This window comes from Chryseobacterium nakagawai (assembly GCF_900637665.1).
Lineage (GTDB): Bacteria > Bacteroidota > Bacteroidia > Flavobacteriales > Weeksellaceae > Chryseobacterium > Chryseobacterium nakagawai.
In genome coordinates, this window is record NZ_LR134386.1 from 2440493 (window position 1) to 2459437 (window position 18945).

At 37.3% G+C, this 18945-nt stretch carries 19 protein-coding genes; 11 read left to right on the forward strand and 8 right to left on the reverse strand.

The annotated features are described in order from the left end of the window. Positions 1-106 precede the first annotated feature (106 nt). The 7 genes from EL260_RS11120 to EL260_RS11150 form a co-directional block, all read right to left on the reverse strand. Positions 107-991: an alpha/beta fold hydrolase gene (locus EL260_RS11120; protein WP_123860338.1), complete on the reverse strand. Its 885-nt coding sequence runs from the start codon at positions 989-991 to the stop codon at positions 107-109. Positions 992-1097: 106 nt separating this feature from the next. Further along, positions 1098-1448, reverse strand: a complete 351-nt coding sequence (locus EL260_RS11125) for a 4Fe-4S dicluster domain-containing protein (protein WP_123860339.1) — start codon at positions 1446-1448, stop codon at positions 1098-1100. Between the two features lie 132 nt (positions 1449-1580). Next, a complete protein-coding gene (locus tag EL260_RS11130) occupies positions 1581-1904 on the reverse strand; it encodes a 2Fe-2S iron-sulfur cluster-binding protein (RefSeq protein WP_123860340.1) in 324 nt (107 codons plus the stop codon). Between the two features lie 5 nt (positions 1905-1909). After that, entirely contained in the window at positions 1910-2962 is a 1053-nt protein-coding gene (locus EL260_RS11135; protein ID WP_123860341.1) for an NAD(P)/FAD-dependent oxidoreductase, read from the reverse strand. Position 2963: 1 nt separating this feature from the next. Then, the gene (locus EL260_RS11140) at positions 2964-3533 is read right to left on the reverse strand and encodes an NADPH-dependent FMN reductase (protein ID WP_123860342.1); all 570 of its coding nucleotides are present in this window, start codon (positions 3531-3533) and stop codon (positions 2964-2966) included. Positions 3534-3539: 6 nt separating this feature from the next. After that, positions 3540-4040: a DUF2480 family protein gene (locus EL260_RS11145; protein WP_123860343.1), complete on the reverse strand. Its 501-nt coding sequence runs from the start codon at positions 4038-4040 to the stop codon at positions 3540-3542. 21 nt (positions 4041-4061) lie between these two features. After that, a complete protein-coding gene (locus EL260_RS11150) occupies positions 4062-4688 on the reverse strand; it encodes a superoxide dismutase (RefSeq protein ID WP_123860344.1) in 627 nt (208 codons plus the stop codon). A gap of 192 nt (positions 4689-4880) precedes the next feature. Between EL260_RS11150 and EL260_RS11155 the strand changes: the two genes are divergently transcribed. Continuing rightward, positions 4881-5501 (forward strand): helix-turn-helix transcriptional regulator, encoded by a 621-nt coding sequence (locus tag EL260_RS11155; protein ID WP_123860345.1) that lies wholly within the window; start codon positions 4881-4883, stop codon positions 5499-5501. 31 nt (positions 5502-5532) lie between these two features. Next, positions 5533-6174, forward strand: coding sequence for a hexitol phosphatase HxpB (gene hxpB / locus EL260_RS11160; RefSeq protein WP_123860346.1), 642 nt, complete (start codon positions 5533-5535; stop codon positions 6172-6174). Positions 6175-6245: 71 nt separating this feature from the next. Here the strand turns inward: hxpB and EL260_RS11165 are convergent, their stop codons facing one another. Continuing rightward, on the reverse strand, positions 6246-6872 hold the full coding sequence (locus EL260_RS11165) for an RNA polymerase sigma factor (protein WP_123860347.1): 627 nt from the start codon (positions 6870-6872) through the stop codon (positions 6246-6248). 242 nt (positions 6873-7114) lie between these two features. Here EL260_RS11165 and EL260_RS11170 point away from each other — a divergent pair, with 242 nt between their 5' ends. The 9 genes from EL260_RS11170 (at position 7115) to EL260_RS11210 (ending at position 18844) form a co-directional block, all read left to right on the forward strand. Then, the gene (locus tag EL260_RS11170; RefSeq protein ID WP_228445411.1) at positions 7115-8062 is read left to right on the forward strand and encodes a FecR family protein; all 948 of its coding nucleotides are present in this window, start codon (positions 7115-7117) and stop codon (positions 8060-8062) included. A gap of 53 nt (positions 8063-8115) precedes the next feature. After that, positions 8116-11403 (forward strand): TonB-dependent receptor, encoded by a 3288-nt coding sequence (locus EL260_RS11175; RefSeq protein ID WP_123860349.1) that lies wholly within the window; start codon positions 8116-8118, stop codon positions 11401-11403. Positions 11404-11447: 44 nt separating this feature from the next. After that, on the forward strand, positions 11448-12737 hold the full coding sequence (locus EL260_RS11180; protein WP_123860350.1) for a hypothetical protein: 1290 nt from the start codon (positions 11448-11450) through the stop codon (positions 12735-12737). Positions 12738-13072: 335 nt separating this feature from the next. Beyond that, a complete protein-coding gene (locus EL260_RS11185; RefSeq protein WP_123860351.1) occupies positions 13073-14371 on the forward strand; it encodes a hypothetical protein in 1299 nt (432 codons plus the stop codon). Between the two features lie 76 nt (positions 14372-14447). Next, the gene (locus EL260_RS11190) at positions 14448-15374 is read left to right on the forward strand and encodes a T9SS-dependent choice-of-anchor J family protein (protein ID WP_123860352.1); all 927 of its coding nucleotides are present in this window, start codon (positions 14448-14450) and stop codon (positions 15372-15374) included. Positions 15375-15551: 177 nt separating this feature from the next. Then, positions 15552-16292 carry a hypothetical protein gene (locus EL260_RS11195; RefSeq protein ID WP_228445413.1) on the forward strand — a complete coding sequence of 247 codons (741 nt, stop codon included), beginning with the start codon at positions 15552-15554 and terminating at the stop codon, positions 16290-16292. Between the two features lie 6 nt (positions 16293-16298). Continuing rightward, entirely contained in the window at positions 16299-17645 is a 1347-nt protein-coding gene (locus EL260_RS11200; protein WP_123860353.1) for a S41 family peptidase, read from the forward strand. A 35-nt stretch (positions 17646-17680) separates the two neighbouring features. Beyond that, positions 17681-17950 carry a hypothetical protein gene (locus EL260_RS11205; RefSeq protein WP_123860354.1) on the forward strand — a complete coding sequence of 90 codons (270 nt, stop codon included), beginning with the start codon at positions 17681-17683 and terminating at the stop codon, positions 17948-17950. Between the two features lie 171 nt (positions 17951-18121). Continuing rightward, positions 18122-18844 carry a sterol desaturase family protein gene (locus EL260_RS11210; RefSeq protein ID WP_123860355.1) on the forward strand — a complete coding sequence of 241 codons (723 nt, stop codon included), beginning with the start codon at positions 18122-18124 and terminating at the stop codon, positions 18842-18844. The last annotated feature ends 101 nt before the right edge of the window (positions 18845-18945 follow it).

The window sequence follows — 18945 nt, forward strand, 5'->3', positions numbered from 1 at the left end:
TGGACTAAAACCGGATTAAATACTAAATACTAAAAGGCGGATTGAAACCCGCCTTTATAGATTGAATAGAAATTTAAATATAATGTTGATTATAGCGTGGTTATTATTAAAACTCACGATCCCGATCTTTAATAGTTCTGAATTTTGTTTTAAAAAAAGTATCTGCTTTAGCATTGAATTCATCTGTATAAACCACTAAAGTAGCATGTCCTGAATTGGGTAAAATCCAAAGATTGGCTTTAGGGATATTTCTGAAGATTTCCAGGGTATGTTCCGGTTTTATCACATCATTATCTCCTCCAATTACAAGAACAGGAACCTTAATGCTCTTTAAAGCTTTTGGATCTATATTGGGCTGTTCGCTCAATAATCTTTTAAGCTTGAAAACCATATCATCCAGATCTGTTTTGTTTTTTTTGTTGGCAAAAACCTCTTTAAATTTTGCATAATTATCACTCACTCTTTTAAATACATCAGGTTGTACTGCTGTAGAATCCGGTCTTAAATTAGCTCCGGTAACAATAAGTTTCTTTACCTTTTCCGGATGTCTCATGCTTAGCAAAAGCCCGTTAATTCCTCCGTCACTCCAGCCCATCACAAAAGCAGAATCAATTTTCATTGTCTGAAGGAGTGTCGCATAATCATCAGCCATCATTTCGTAAGTAAGAGCGTCTCCTTTATCTATTGATTTTCCCTGTGCTCTGCTATCGGCAACAATCACTTTATAATGTTTGGAAAAATAGGGAATTTGTTTAGAAAAATCTACAATTGAACCTCCGTTTCCATGGATGAGAAGCAAGGGCTGGCCTTCTCCATAGGTTTCACAATACATTTTGATTCCATTAATATCATAATATTTACCAGCTTTTGGATTATTACCATAATTGGATTTTTCTAAAAGCTGAATATATTCTTTTTTGAGCTTTGGAACATCTGTCTGAGCTGATAATAAAGCAGAAAGCATAACGAGAAAAAATAATACCGGTTTCATAATTTATAGTATTGGGTTTAAATTATTGATGATATTTCGTTTCCCGATTAGTAGAAATAGGTTAAGTCATTGTTACAAAATAAATTAATGAATAATAGATGAAAGATTAAACTTCATGCATAAATTTCTGCCGGTCAAATAATACTTCATCACTTTCACGATGGTCCGGATCATCAATACAGCAGTCTACAGGGCAAACAGCCTTACACTGAGGTTCTTCATGAAAACCTTTACATTCCGTACATTTTCCAGAGACTATATAATAGACCTCATCCGAAACCGCCTGATTATAAGCGCCAGCATCAGCTTCAGTTCCATCCGGGAAGGTGATATGACCCGAAAGTTTGGTTTTATCCTGCCAACGCCAGTCGATGGCGCCTTCGTAAATGGCTGAATTTGGGCATTCCGGTTCACAGGCTCCGCAATTGATACAGTCATCAGTTATTTTAATTGCCATATTTTTATTTTTAAGATGTTGTAAAAAAGGGATTCCTTCAACATACTGTTTTAGAAATCCCTACTAAACTTAATTAAAACAGTTCCAACAATTTATTACATCATAAACTGTGCAAACTTGATCTTGAATCTGTTAATTTGCTGCAATTTCTATGGAGAGTCCATCCATTTGACCAGTCAGATAGATTTGACATGCCAATCTGCTGGTTTCCTTGGTGGTGAATAATTCTGAAAGAAGGGCCTCTTCCACATCATTTTTCTCAGATAATGAGGCCGCTCCATTCAGAATATAGCAATGACAGGTGGCACACATCGCCATACCACCACACATGGCTTCCATAGGAAGTTCATAGGCTTTACAGATGTCTTTTAAAGTAAGTCCCATCTCCAGTGGACAGATCAGGGTATGTTGAATACCGGTCTGATCTGTCACTGTAATTGTTATTTCGTCTTTCATGGATATTAGTCAATCGTTGCTACTACTTGTTTTTCTGCTTGTTTCCTCGTTCCGTCAAAACCTTCAACACCGCTTACGGTAGTGTATTTTAAAACAAACTTTTTATTAGGATTCAGCCGCTGATAAATGCTTTGGCAAGCAATGGCGGCTTCATGAAACCCACATAAGATTAGCTTCATTTTAAAAGGATAAGTATTGATATCGCCTACAGCATAAACGCCTCCAATATTGGTCTGGAAATCTGTACTGTTATCCACTTTAATTGCATTTTTTTCAAGTTCCAGTCCCCAGTCAGCCAAAGGTCCAAGCTTAGGAACCAATCCGAATAAAGGAATAAAATGGTCGGCTTCAATGATTTGAATGGCTCCTTCTTTTTCCACTACAATTTCCTGTAGAGAATTTTCGCCTTTAAGGCCAATAACCTCTGCCGGAGTCACCAGATTGATCTTTCCTTCATGCTTTAATTTTTTTACTTTTTCTACTGAATCCAGAGCTCCTCTGAATTCATTTCGTCTGTGAATTAAAGTCAATGATGATGCTTTTTCCGCAAGATGTATAGTCCAGTCCAGGGCAGAATCTCCACCTCCGGCAATCACCACACGCTTTCCTGCATAATCTTCCGGACGTTTTATGAAATAATTGACACCACGGTCTTCATACAAGGAAATGTTTTCAATAGGTGGTTTTTTAGGTTCAAAACTTCCCAAGCCACCGGCAATTACAACAGCCTTTGCTCTATGTTTTGTTCCTTTATCTGTAATTACTTCAAAAAGATTTTCTTCCAGTTTCAGGAGATGTACAGCGGTTTCATTAAATGTAAATCCGGGTTCAAACTGTTTGATCTGTTCATAAAGATTATCAATCAGGTCACCAGCCAATACACTCGGAAATCCCGGAATATCAAAAATGGGTTTCTTGGGATATAATTCTGATAACTGGCCTCCCATCTGTGGCAATGCATCAATAATATGACAGTGCATTTTGAGAAGGCCGGCTTCAAAAACCGTAAATAACCCTGCAGGGCCGGCACCAATGATCAGTATATCTGTTTCTATCATGTTATGATTGATTTATTATCGTTTTTTCTATTTTCTTTGTGGTAGCTATGCTGATAAGCTTATCAAGTTTACCGGAATAAAATGCTGAGATCTGCTTTGGATTCTCGTTGTCAAATAATGATGTTCTGAGAATCGGAACACTGAAAGGAAGAGGCCATGCCCGTAATGATTTGGCAATGGCATCCATCGCATTGATTCCCTGCATGGCCTGTAACCCATCTGCCCAGCATAACAGACCTATGGTTTTGTCTGTAAGATAAGGCTCATAGGTATTAGCTGTTACTTCCAGCCAGTCTAGGCAATTTTTCATTACTCCCGGAATACTTCCATGATAGAGTGGAGCTAGCCAGAAATGAAGATCTGCATCCTGAAACATTTGTGTCATCCGTTCAACAGCCAGAGGTGTTTTGTTGAGTGTGACATCAAATAAAGGAATTCCGGAATCTGCAAGCGTAAAAACATCAGTGTGAATTCCAAGCGCTTTCAGCTGCTCTGATAGGTAAGCAGAGATCAGTCCGGAAGTGGATTCTGTTCTTCTTTCCAAAGATCCGTTGAATATGATTGCTTTCATTTTGTTTTATTTTTTGAAAATTACTTTGGGTAACCCTATTTCGCCATACATCAGGCTTTTGACTAATGGTTTTAAAAGTTCAGTGGCTAATAAATACAGCGCAGGATCATGGGAGGTATTAGCTCTAACAACTACTTTCTGGTTTTTAAAATGTCTTAGGTCTGCATAAATTAGACGACGCTTCCAGAGATCAAGGAGAACGGTTTCAGCGTTGTTTAAATCTACATAAGCAGCATAAGGAGATAGTTTTTCCATGAGAAACATATAAGCCCAAGGCGGAATAATAGCGTCGGTTGAACAAATAATTCCAACAGCTTTGTTTTTGTACACAGAATAATCTACTGCTGCAATTGATTCTTTAAATTCCTTTTCCTTGACGATCATTCCCATAAAAAGATGATTCTTGATATCTAATTCCACAATCTCAGTAGTGGGTTTATAGTCTAAAAAGTCAAAAGCAATAATGCCGGAAGCTTTTGCTTTATTTACGAAAGTCTGGGTATCCATTGTTAGCAATATTTGTATTTACTATCTTATTTTTGAAAGAGCTTCTTCATATTTTTTTTCTACAGATGCCCAATCTAATACAGACCAGAAAGAATCCAGGTAATCTGCTCTTTTGTTCTGATAAGCCAGATAATAGGCATGTTCCCAAACATCAATTCCAAGGATTGGAAATCCTCTGTTCACCGGAAGAATATCCATCATAGGATTGTCCTGATTAGGTGTTGAACTTACCGCAAGAGATCCATTGAATTTTATATACAACCAAACCCAGCCGGATCCAAATTGCCCAAGTCCTGCCTTCTTCATTTCTGCCTTAAGTTCTTCAAGACTTCCGAAGGTGGAGACAATAACTTCATTCAGTTTTCCCTCAGGGATTAATTTAGGTTGTGGAGAGAGGATTTCCCAGAATAAAGAATGATTGAAATGCCCACCACCATTATTTCTTACGGCCGGACTATATTCACTGATTCTTTGTAATAAGGAATCAAGATCAGGATTGGTTTCATGGGTCTGTTCTAAAGCCGCATTCAGATTATCTACATAGGCCTGATGGTGACGCTGGTGGTGAATAGTCATTGTATTTTTATCGATAAATGGCTCTAAAGCATCATAAGCATAAGATAATTGAGGTAGTGTAAATGGTTTCATGTGCATTTATTTTTGATTAATGTTGGACAAAGGTAGCAATATATTTGAATAAAACAACTTTTTGGTTGTTTTATAGGTGACGTGATTTGTATTTTTAATGTGTTGGTAATTAGCGTTTTGTGTTTAATATTTTAAGATTATAGAAAATGACTATCTTTGTTGTTGAAAATAAAACAACCTAAATATTGTCAAATGAAGAAACCGGCAGCAGATCGTATCCTGATGTTTTTAAAGATGCGAGGGGAAGCTACTTCACTTCTGATTGCTAAAGAATTATCCATCACGAAAGAGGGAGCGAGAAAGCATTTACTGAACCTTGCAGAAGCCGGATTGATTGAACCGACAATGAAGAGTGAAGGAGTGGGCCGGCCATCTACTTATTATATTCTTACGGATAAGGGACTGGCTCAATTTCCGGACACTCATGCTGAAGTAACGGTTCAGCTTTTGAAATCTGTAAAAAATATTTTAGGGGAAAATGCATTAGACCTGTTAATTAGTGACCGGGAAAAAAATACCCACGAGCGATATGAAAAGGCCCTTGCTAAGACAAAAAATTTAGAACAACGCCTGGAGGTTCTTGCCGAAGCCCGAAGCAAAGAAGGATATATGGCAGAATGGAAGAAAGAAGGAAAAGAATATTTCCTGATCGAAAATCATTGCCCGATTTGTGCGGCGGCTACAGAATGCCAGGGATTTTGTAGGGCGGAACTATCAAACTTTCAGTCATTGATTGGTAAGGAATACACTGTAGAAAGGGTAGATCATATTATTTCCGGGGGACAACGATGTGTGTATAAGATCAGCCAATAATAGATTTCATTATTTAAATTTATTTTCACCTATGGTTTTAAAAGCTGTGATTTTTGATATGGACGGAGTTCTTGTAGACTCTGAAGGTTTCTGGGCGAAGGCAGAGCAGGAGGTATTCTCTTCTTATGGAGTTCAGATAACTGATGATTTGGCTGCACAGACCAAATATATGACTACAACAGAGGTTACAGAGTTCTGGTACAGGAAATTTCCATGGGAAAATTTGGATGTGTCTTCGGTAGAACAGGAAGTTGTATCTAAAGTAATTGAACTGATTCAAACTGAGAATTGTACCATATCCGGGATACAAGAATTTATTAAAGACCTTAAAGGTAAAGAATATAAAATAGGACTGGCTACCAATGCCCCTTTACGTGTTGCAGATGCTGTTCTTGAAAAACTTCAGGTTCGTGAGTGTTTTGATACCATTCACTCATCAGAATTTGAGGAACAGGGGAAACCTCATCCAGCTGTATATCTTACGTCTGCTCAACAATTAGGGATATTACCTGAGCATTGTATTGCGATTGAAGACAGCCATTCAGGATTGAAAGCCGCTAAAGCAGCCGGAATGAAAACTATTGTTTTTACCAATAATGATGAAAGTATAGATTTTGAGCACGCGGATTTTAAAATTCTGAACTTTACATCAGCTCAGTGGCCTGTTTTTTAAGTTTGTTGAAGACTTTTACAATAACTATTATTTATTAATAAAAAGCAATTACTTTCATCTTCAGGCTTTTATCAATATTTTGTGAGGAGTTCCATCAGCATTAAAATGGATATTAATTTTTTAGAAGATTGATAATCCGGATTAAGCTGTTCGCGAATTTCACCAAGGGATTTGCTTAGTTTATTACTAACCGTCTTATTGCTTATTCCAAGTGCTTCCGCTGTTTCATTAACAGACATATTTTTTCGGATCCTCATATCATAGACCTGCTGTTCAGTGGTTGGAAGGTGAGAAACTACTTCATCAATCATAGATAGTAAGACCGAGATCTCATTTTCCTCAAGAATCTCAAAATACTCAGTGTCTGAAATATCTATTTCTGAAGGGATATCAAATTCATCAATACTCAATGTGGGCAGAGCTTTTTTAAAGCTATTATAATAATCAAGGATACGATAATGAAGATGTCGGAGCAGGTAACCTTTTGCACTTTCCGATTCATCCGTTTGTATCATCTCTGTATTTTCAAGGATCTTTATCCATAAATTCTGAAGCAGCTCTTCAGAGGCTTCTTTATCCTTTGTCCTTACAAATACAAAGCGGTATAAACTATCCCAATATCGGTCATACAACAGCATAAATGCAGGGCGGTCGCCTGATTTTATTTTCTTTAATAAAGTAGAGTCTGTTAGATTCATATTAATGCAACAAAATTACCTAAAGGAAAATTAACTTTTTGTGAACTTTAATTATGGTATGGTTAAATATTTCTGAAAATTATCCCTTAATTGTGAATTTAATGTTTAGTAAATGTAAAATAGGTTGAAAAATATCTGAGTTTTAGCCTTAATATGAACGGAACGTTAAAAATGCGCTGGGGAAGTTTCTCATTTTCATAGTCTTATTGATAGAAGTATCGGTGAATACTATGAAATATTTTATGAGACGTTTTAATTATAAAAATATCGAGGCCTTTGTTTTCAAACTTTGGACACGCGAAGTTTCAGGGGAAAAAAACTCTGAAAAAGAAATGGAAATTGTAAAGAAATGGAAAGCCCATGCAGAAAAAGATCTGGATGAAGTTCATCTGCAGGAATCTAAAAAAAGAGTATTGGTAGGTTTGGAGCATTATTTTGTGCCTTATGAAAAAATAGGATACAGAAATCATCTTCTGAAGAATGTCTACAAAACTGCAGCGGTCATTATTCTGTTTTTAACACTGGGAGGGATTTTGACGTATCATACACTGATAAAGCCTGATGTCTATCTAGCGGTATCAGAAAACAGGATTGTTCACCTTGAAGACGGATCTGTAGTGACTTTACTGCCCGGAGCAGAACTTACGGTGGCCAAATCATTTCCTGCATCTACGAGAGTGGTGGATTTAAAAGGAGATGCTATCTTTTCTGTAGCAAAATCAAAATCTCATCCATTTATTGTTCATGCAGAAGGTTTCAGTACAAAAGTATTGGGAACAATATTTAAAGTTTCTCAGTCCGGGAAGAAAAAAGCAGTAGATCTTTATGAAGGGAAGGTGGCTGTATCTTCCATTGGAGTTCCTGTTTCTTATCTGAAACCGAATCAGAAATGGACGAATCTGGGCGTTGCCCGTACTACAGCTATTATTTCATTCGCTCCTGACAGAGTATCAGGGAAACAGCATCTTAAGCTGTTGTCTTTAAGCTTTAACGATGTTCCTTTAAAGGAGGTAATTACAGTATTGGAAGGTAATTATAGTACAAAAATTCATTACCCAAAAGAAGTGGAGGATAAAAAAATCACAGCAGATTTTACGGGAGGAACTGTCAGTGAAAATATTGATGCCCTTGCCTTTATCCTGGGATTTGAAGTTCAGAAAAACGATAATATCTACATCCTGAAAAAATAACCATCAAAAAATTAAATAATCTGATAACCTTAATCAAAAGAGAACACTTACGTATGAAAAGTTTGAAATGTGGTTTTACCATAGCAGCCCTATTTTTTACTGTTGCAGCAGAAGCACAGGAATTGGTTCAGAAAGTTTCGTTTTCTGTTCCTGCAAGCAGACCATTAATTGAAGTTTTGGAAGAATTTGCAGGAAAAACAGGAATGAGACTGGCTTATTCAAAATATGATATTAAAGAGCTGAAGGTAAAAGGGGTAAAATGTGAAAATTCTTCTATTAATAATTGCCTGAAAGATATTATCAACGGGCTTCCTGTAGTATTCCGCTTACATGGGGATCTCATTTCAATAAAATATGAAAATTCTAATGTTTCTGTACCGGGAAACGGGCGTATTTCCGGAAAAATAGTGGATGAAGTGGGAAATCCTGTTGTGGGTGCAGAAATAAATATTGCAGGAAGAACCGCGGTAACAGATAATAATGGAGATTTCTCTGTAGACCTTCCTTCAGGACTTTATAACATGACAGTGAAAGCATCTAAATATAACACACTCAGGGTAGAAAAATTATCAATCATCAATAAAGAAACAAATACCGTTTCCTTTGCACTGAACAGGGTTTCTGATAAAATTACTGACATCAAAGAAGTGGTGGTAACGGCAACGCGTAAAGCAGATACTCAGGCAGGATTGTTGGCGCAACAAAAGAAAGCGGCCCAGTTGAGTGATGGAATCTCTGCCGAACAGATTGCTAAAACTCCTGATAATGATGTGGGCGGAACTTTGAAGAGAGTAACAGGAATCACCACTATAGATAACAAATACGTAGTCGTAAGGTCTATGGGAGAACGATGGAATACCGCAGCGATGGATGGGATCAACCTGCCCAGTACCGAAGCCTATAATCAGAATTTCTCTTTCGATATTATTCCTACAGCAATGGTGGAAAGTGTGGTTGTAAGTAAATCTGCAACGCCGGATATGAATGCCAATTTTGCAGGTGGGTTTGTAGAGGTAAGAACTAAAGATATTCCTAATGAAAATTTTACCACCGTAAGTATGGGAACTTCTTATAACGATCAGTCTGCTTTCAAAGAATTTCTGACCCGTAAAAGAGGAAAGTATGATTATTTCGGGTACGATGACGGAACAAGAGATTTTCCTCAGGGTCTTAAAGCGATGAACTGGAACAATCCTATGTTTTTTGAACAGTCTAGCCAATTCAGGAATGATAATTTCACAACATATAAAACAAGGGGAGATATGGGGTCCAATTGGCAATTGGCATTAGGAAGAACTTACGCTCTTAAAAATAATAGCAAATGGGGCTTTGCCGGAGCATTCATTATCAGAAATGAACAGAATAAGCTGGATATAGATCATACAGGAAGAGGAAGCTGGCTGGATACTACAGAGACTGCTTTTGATGCCAATGGAAAAATGCCTTTTTATAATTTTAAGAATACAGGAGCATCCTATAATTATAATTCGACGGTGGCAGGAATGCTGAATTTTGGATTACAGTTGGGAAAGAGTAGAATTTCATTCCGTAATTCATATACCCATATCTATGATAATACACTGACAAGAATTACAGGATGGGATGAAAACACCAATGGAAGTGGTTCGCCAGCCAATGCAGAAGTTGCTTATAATTATTTTTATCATGGGATAATTCCCAATAATGATCCATCAAAAATTCCATCATTAGATAAACCTTTTACGGAGAATACAGTATATCCTGTTTATCAGATGTTTTTACAAAATAAGCTGGAAGGAAGCCATAAGATAGGGAATATGGAAATCAACTGGTTTGCTGCCAGAACAGGAGTTTCATCAGACACTAAGGATTATACCCAGCACAGGACTTTATACAAATTTGTAGGACGTGAAATCATGAATTATCATGTCGCCAATAATTCTGCAAGTGATTTTGCAAGAGGATATATTACCAGCAAAGAAACAGATTATAATTATGGAGCTTCTTTTAAATGGGGTTTTGACAGAGGAAATTTTAAAAATGATATTAAAATAGGATATGCCGGAGCCTCAAAAACCAATACAAATCAACAGCAGAAATTTTTATTGAGAGTAGATGGAAACCGGGATGTTCCGAATCCGAAATTTTTGGAAATGTATGGATCTCTTGCCGATTGGTTTGATGGCTCTCATTATGTACCCGGGGGAATTGGATGGGAGACCAGGCCATTGTACATGGATGATGGTAAATATGAAGGTGAAGTTGAGCAGCATGCTGCATATGTGATGTTTGACAACCGCTGGAACAATAAATTCAGGCTAGTATGGGGATTACGTGCAGAATATTTTCAATATGATCTTATTTCTCAGCAAATCGAGTCTAAGAATGATTCCAATAATTTTGCCAGAGTAGGAGTTGATGATAAACCATGGCAATGGATGCCTTCTGCCAATTTTACTTATAGTCCCACCAATAAAATAAACCTTAGGCTTGCTTACAACAAGACTGTTATTCGTCCTCAGTTTAATGAGAGAACCGGATTACCTTATTTTGACCCGATAGCGAATGGGCAGATTTTCAATACACAGTTGGTATCATCTACAGTGAACAATTACGATTTTAAATTTGAGTGGTTTCCTGGATTGGGGGAGATATTCTCTGCCGGATTGTATTATAAGGATATTGACAGACCTATTGAACGTGAGGGCCGCCTTTCCAATGATGGAAATCTATCCTTGTACAATGGAAATTCAAAAAATGCAAAGCTGAAAGGAGTAGAAGTAGAGGTAAGGAAAAACCTCGGATTTATTGCGGAAGGATCATTATTTGAAAGACTTTTTGTAAGTGGAAATTTCACCTACAATACAACGAAAGTAATTGCTTTTAAAGATCAGTATAAAACAGGCGAGAATGACGAAACCTATGAAGTGGATAGACCTCTTTACGGACAGACTCCTTATGCATATAATGTAGGATTGATGTATGATGGAAAAAGACTGGGATTTAATTTTTTATATAATGCAAAAGGAGATCAGTATATGACAGTAGGATATTCTTATAATGCAGAAGAAATTCAACGTCCTTACGCGGTGGCAGATGCACAGGTATCCTATAAACTCTTAAGAAACAGAAATCTTGAAGTGAAGTTTAATGTAAGGAATCTCTTCAACAGGGTAAAAGAATATTACAACAACTTTAATTCTTATTTAGGCTATACTGACAATACAGGAAATAAGACAGCCAGAGAATTGCAGCAACTTGTGCCGGGTGCCACGAACAGGTATGATAAAGATATTGATAAGATCTTATTCCGTGCTTATAGCGGAAGGATTTTCGGGTTAAGTGTTAACTATACATTTTAATGACGCATTGAAATCATAAAGAAAATTAATAAAACTATTAAGAAATGAAAAAATTACTATTCATTGGAATAACGTTACTCTCCCTTACAGGGTGTCAAAAAGATGATCTAGCTGATTCTTCCGCCCCTTTCGAAATGAAGCCTACTTCAGCAGAATATATTACAGCTTCTGCACTTCCTGTAACCAAAGTAAACTATCATATTACCTCTAATACAACATGGAGTGGAGTCATAGAAATTGATGGTACTGTAGCCGTTAAAAACGGAGCAACACTTACCATTCAGCCGGGAACCTTTATCAAAGCAAAACCTAATGCCATAGGAGAAGGTCCGGGACTCTTGGTTATTACCAAGACAGGTAAAATTAATGCGGTAGGAACAGAAACCCAGCCTATTGTTTTTACCAGTTATAATCTGCTGGATGGCACCGAAGATACGGTCCCACATGGTGGCGATTTTGCCGGTGTTATGATTTTGGGAGATGCATGGACCAATGTGCCTTCCACAACAACAATTGACGGGCTTTTCGGTTCTGATTACTATTACGGAGGAACCAACAACAATCATAATGGAGGAATTATGAAATATGTACGGATTGAATTTGGAGGAGCAGATATTCTTCCTGGTCTAATTCATGAAGTTTCGTCCCTTGTATTAGCAGGAGTTGGAAAAGGAACCACTTTAGACCATATTCAGGTATCTCACGCACAGGACGATTCATTTGAATTCTATGGTGGGAATGTCAATGCTTCCAACCTGGTTTCTTTTGCTGCTGAAGATGACCATTTCGATTGTATTCTGGGATATACGGGAACCATTACCTGTGCACTTGGTTTGGCAGATTATAATTCGCCACATCGGGTTCTTGGAGGGACATATGATTCTCAGGGAATAGAGGTGGAAAATAATATTCATGGTACAGCTACATCCTTAATCACTCATCCTATCTTCAATAATCTCAGTATTATAGGAGTATGGAAGGAACCGTTTAGCAGGATGTACGCCAACGGAATCTACGTAAGAAGAAATGGAAAATTAACGCTGAACAATGCATTGATTACGGGGTATCCTACAGGAATTAAAGTAGAGGGAACAGGTTCTGAGCTTTCTGCCAACTCTGATTACAACAGCATCCAGATACATGCGTTCAATCTTGCTGCCATCGGAGCAGGAACTGCCGGAATTCCTACTTCAAACCTATTGATTACAACCACTTCACCTACCTGGGGAATGATCCAGCCTTTCTACAATGAAGGAAGCTGGAATATTACTCCTAGAGATTGCGGAAATTTCCGGGGAACGTGGACAAAATATGACTTCTCTATTGTAGAATAAATAATAAATGCAGAGGTCCCAGAAATGAAGAATCTTCATTTTTTGTAAAGATAAAAGAGCTCTCTATATAGATGTGTACAGGTTTCGGAATCCTGAAAAATAACTCGGAATGCTACTGTTGATGCGCACAGCAGTACCGAACCAAACAAATCCGAATGCTATTATCTTTTCCCGGAAAATAGGAGATCAACAGGGAACTCAGACAGCCCAGCTCCTCCTGGCCTGTAGGATGAAAACAATAACCAAATCGCAGAAATATAGAGGCGGATATTTCTGAATATTAAAAATTTCCGGTCATAAAAATAAATAACCGGATCTACCAAAAAATTATAACAATGAAAAGATTAACTCTAATTGCAGCTGCTGCATTATCTCTTACAGCTTGCCAAAACGACCATTTAGCAGATTCTTCAACTCCTTTTGAAATGAAACCTACTTCAGCTGAATATCTTACAGCTTCTGCACTTCCTGTTACTCAAGTGAGTGGGCCTATTACTTCTAATACAACGTGGAGCGGAGTTATAGAAATTGATGGTACTGTAGCTGTTAAAAACGGGGCAACACTTACCATTCAGCCTGGAACTTTTATCAAAGCAAAACCTAATGCCATAGGAGAGGGTTCAGGAATCCTGGTGATTACCAAAACAGGTAAAATCAATGCTACAGGTACTGAAGCTCAACCTATTGTTTTTACAAGTTACAGACTTTTAGACGGTGACGAAGATACTACCGCTACTCCTGGAGATTTCGGAGGGGTTATCCTTCTGGGTGATGCACCTACCAATGTACCTTTTACAACAACTATTGAAGGGTTAACGGGTGATGATTATTATTTTGGAGGAACAAATCCTTCTCATAATGCAGGAACAATGAAATATGTTCGTATCGAGTTTGCAGGATATGACTTTGTAGGAGCTAATTCAGGTAACGAGGTAAATGCTTTATCATTAGGAGGTGTTGGAAATGGAACTACTTTAGATCATATTCAGGTATCTTACGGGCAGGATGACTCTTTCGAATTTTTCGGAGGAACTGTTAATGCTTCTAACCTGATTTCTTTTGCAGCAGAAGACGATAATTTTGACTTTGATAACGGATATACAGGAACTATTACATGTGCTCTTTCTTTGGCTGATTACAATTCAGCACACACTGTAAGCGGTGGAAGTCCTGACTCTAACGGTATTGAGCTTGATAACAATGCCACAGGTACAGCTACTTCTTTAATCACAAACCCTGTTATCAATAATCTTACGATTGTAGGTCCTAAATTCGGTACTGCAGGACAAGGAGCTGCTTACGAAAATGGAATCCACATCAGAAGATATGGTAAATTAACCTTAAATAATGCTGTCGTAACAGGATATCCTGTAGGAATCAAAGTAGAAAATACAGGATCTGAGCTTTCATCAGCTTCAAACTTTGCTTCCATCCAGGTACATGGCTTTACAACTTCTGTTACAGGAGCGGGTACGGCAGGAATTCCAACAGCTAACCTTCTTACAGGAAGTACAGCTGCATTATGGGGAATGAGTCAGCCATTCTTTAACGAAGGAAGCTGGAATGTATCTCCAAGAAACTGTGGCGGATTCCAGGGAACCTGGACAAAATACAATTTTGCCATTGTAAACTAAAAAATTATAAAAGCAAGGAACGGCCTAGGCTAATTCCTTGCTTTCTTTTTATTTAAAAATCTTAATAATCAGTATCATGAAAAAAATAATTTTATCATCTGTTTTGTTTTTATCTCAGCTGGCTACAGCGCAATCTCTGGTGTGGGGAAATACTTTTGATACCCCTGCCGATCTTCAGGGATGGACATTCCATGATCTGAACACCAATAATAACGGATGGATTCAGGGTCCTAATATCTATCACAACGGTACATCTTTAACCTATGGAAATGCAGGCGTTCTGAGACATTCTACCAACCTGGTTCCTACGGGAAGTGCAGCAGGGTTTGCAGGTGAAGATGACTGGATTATTTCTCCTCAGATTGACCTTACAAGTGCTTCGGGAACAATCACTCTTGCTTCTTATATCGGAAGGCAGAGAACAACCCATACTATTGTGAGCAGAGATCTTTATATCTATGTAAGTACTCCTCAAAAAGCAGTCCCAGTTTTAGCAGATTTTCAGGCTATGACAATAGATGGATCTGGAAATTATCAGCAAAGTCCCTATAAAATACAGGTAGGGTCTTCCACCAATCCTTTTCCAGCAGATCTTACCCAATTTGTAGAAAACCTTGTAGACCTTTCAGCTTTTGCAGGAAAGAAAATTTATATAGGAATGTGGGCCAACAGAAATGCAAGTGGGAATAATATCATGAATATCAATATTGATGAAATGGCAATCTATGCGACAACTACGACCCTAAGCACAAAAGATGTAAAAAAGAAAGAAAATCTGACGAAAATTGCAGAAAATCCTGTAAAAGAATACTTACAGTTACAGCTTAATCCTGCATTAAAAGACAATAGAACAATGATTCACCTTTATAATGCAGCAGGACAGAAGGTTCTTACAGCTCAATACTCAAGATTAATCAATATAGCAGGTTTATCAGAAGGAGTATATATTGCGGAAGTAACTGACGGAAAAACTACGGAACGTTTGAATTTTATTAAAAAATAAACATTCTGTTTTTATTACTGATCATGAGACAAAACATGAAATCTTAATATACAATAATGGATGGCCGCTTTGATAAGAAAAGGCTATCCAGAACATATCCAACTAGTTTTTTTATAATTGTGTATTGCCCTGCACAATGGGCGGGGCAATATTTTTAAGTTTAAAATAATATAAAAGATGAATAAGATCTTTGCATTCCTATTATTAATCCTATTATTTTCCTGTACAGACAATACAGCGATGGAAAGATATGACCAGATACAAAAACCGGGAGAAGTGACCATTAAAGGATACTCTAAACCTGATGTGCTTCAGTTGAGGTTTAATGGTGAACCTATATCTATTGATGGGAAAACCTCTTATACCAATAAAATTGAAACCCAGCTTCAGTTTGTACTGGATCAGGGAGAGATCAATAAGCTGGAAATATATAACCATGAAACAGGGAAAGAAATCATACAATATAAAATTACTTATGATAATATAGAGGAATATAAAAAATTATACTTCTTCAATCTTCCGGGAATTTTTTTGCAGGCTGAAGTGATAAAGCCACAGGTCAATCTTGGGAAAATCGGTTTTGAATTTATTTTTCCGAATCTGGGAGAGTTTTCAGGATCAACCCTTAAAAATGTTAAAGGAGTTTTAAAAAGAGAAAATGGTGTTGTACTGGCAGAATTTGATAATATCGGAAAAAACAGCTTTACTCCCGTTAAGATTTATAGTTCTTTTGGTGTTACAGCTCCTGTCTACCTTGAGTTGTATAAGCCGGGAACTACAGAGCCTTATGCCGGATCAGGAATGATTAAGGTGAAAATAAAGCAGGATATGGGCGCTAATATGATCATCCTGCAGGAAAAATCAGAAAATGGAGTATGGGTTGTAAAAGGAGATGTTGACGTGGCAGAATACTTATAATCAAGGATGAGAAATTTTTTTAAACTTCAATGCATAGCGATCATCATTCTCTTTATCTCCTGTTCGGATCATGATGAAAATGCACCTGTCTTTCCGGAGGGAAGTACAGAGTCCATTAACCTTTGGGTACAGGACAGCCTGAAACGATATTATTACTGGGCAGATCAGATGCCTGCTAAGCCGGATTATCATCTTCCTGTAAAAGATTTTTTTAAAAGTTTGCTGGCTCCTCAGGATCGGTTTTCTTTTATTGTCAATACAGAAGATCCTTCCAGTTATCCACGTTCAATCCGGAATATGTATGGTTTTGATTATACTGTTATTCAGCAGGCTAACGGAGAAGTGGTCACCGTCATTAAACTGGTTCTTACAAACTCACCTGCTTTCAATGCGGGATTGGAACGAGGAATGATTATCACCAAAATCAATGGAAAAACAGTCACAGCAAGCAATGCTGAGGCTATGACTTCTTCCATGAAAGATCTCACAGTTCTGGATCTTACCGTAGGAGGTTGGAACAATGGAAAGATCATTGATGAAAAAGAGATCAAAGTATATTATGGACTATCTTTTGAGCAGCCTCTATTATCTAAAGTGTTTGAAAAAAACGGTAGAAAGGTAGGGTATCTATATGTTTATGATTTTCCAGATGGGATGACACAAACCTTCAGCCAAAAGTTTGCCGAATTTAAAGGTGCCGGAGTACAGGAACTAATTCTTGATCTGAGGTACAATTATGGTGGATCCGTATCTGCAGCTGCTGCTCTTTGTTCCCTGATTCCTTCAGGCCTATCATCGGCATCTCCCTTCATTATTTTTAAAGGAAATAAAAACGGAGGTGAGGTGAAAAGAACATTTTCCCAACAGATCGCCTATGATCCAAAAGCACTTGATTTTAATGCTTTACGCAGCAATGCTTTAGGGTTGAATAAAGTCTATATTTTAACTTCAAACAGTACGGCTTCGGCCGCTGAAATAGTCATCAATAATCTGAAACCTTATATGCAGGTGATCCAGGTTGGAGATGTAACGCTGGGAAAAGATATGGCAGGTTTCACTATAGAAGATAAACGGAAACCTCAAAAGATCCGTTGGCAGATGCATCCGGTAATTTATAAAGTTTTTAATGGAAATGGAATGGGTGAATACAGTAATGGGATTTTGCCACAGGTTTCAGTGAACGAGTATGTTACGTTGCCTTTATTGCCTTTAGGTGATCCCAATGAAACCTTAATTTCTTCTGTTTTGAATGGAACTTATTTTAAGTCTGCCCATCAGGAAGGGGCTTCCGAAGAAGTTAAGATTTTATATCAGAGTGATGTTCCTCCTATTGCTGTTGGCAAGGATTTATAACATATGCATTGACATTAAAAATTAAAATTAAAACCATGCAGGGAATAGAACCAAAACTTCACACGAGCCTCACCAGCCGTATCGAATATTACCGCCTCCTGATTGAAGCTGCAGATCATTCAGAAACCTGTTCATCCGATGTCATTACACAGATTTCCGAGTTGGGAAATTTGTATGAAGAATACCTGATTAACAAAAAGAATCTGGAACAAAGTATAAAAAACTACAGAGACTATCATAATGACCTGAGGAAAAAACTGACGATGAGACTTCGCGAAATCAAAAGAAAGGCGAGACAGAAATAATTTATTTTACTGCTTAATTGTGACCATCAGATAACAGCATTGTCATGATGAACTAGAAATGAAGGAATCATTTAAAATTTATACCCTATATGCTGTTTAAGTTCTCTTTCTTACCTTGTTTTATTCCAAAATTCATACATTTATGATTTCAAGTTGAAAGAAGATGCTTTTATGAATTTTAATGAGACAGCGCTTTCCGGTTATATCAATATGTTCTGGCAGTTTTCCTGGCCACAATGGGTTGTTTTCAGTCTGATTAGCAATCTTCTTTTGTATTTATTTTCAATAGGACTGTATGTTTTCATTGATAAAACCTGTCGTAAAAGTCCATTGCAAGAGAAAGATCATCCTGTTTCAGCATCAGATTTTTACCTCAGTCTTTTTACGGTTGTCTGTAATAGCCTTGTTATGCTGATAGGTGTTTTTTTATGGAAGAATGGCTGGATTGAGTTGGGAACTACCCAATCAGGAATGAAGATCAGCCTGGAGGTTATTGCTTTACTTCTTTTAATGGATCTGTGTATGTACTTCTTTCACTATGCTGCCCATTTACCATTTGTATATAAAATGATTCACGGAAAGCACCACGAGCATGTAAGCACCAATTATCTGAGCCTTTTTGTTCTTCATCCTTTTGAAACCATAGGATTTGGACTCATGATGCTGGTCTTATTACTATGTTATAATTTTTCTGTTATTTCAATTTCCATTTATTTGTCCATCAATCTTATTTGGGGAACCATAGGACATCTCAACAGAGAGTTTTTTCCAGCCAGTTTTGATCGTTTTTTTGTAGGAACTACCAGATTTCACAATCGCCATCATCTGGATGAAACCAAGAATTTTGGATTTTATACTTCCATCTGGGATAGGCTGTTTGGTACATATAAATAAAAGCAACAAATGCCAGAATAATAGTTTGAGTTAGTTCAAAAAACTAAAGGGTACTTAGAATATTGATAGGCAGAAAATATTTCTTGTAATTTTCCAGATCA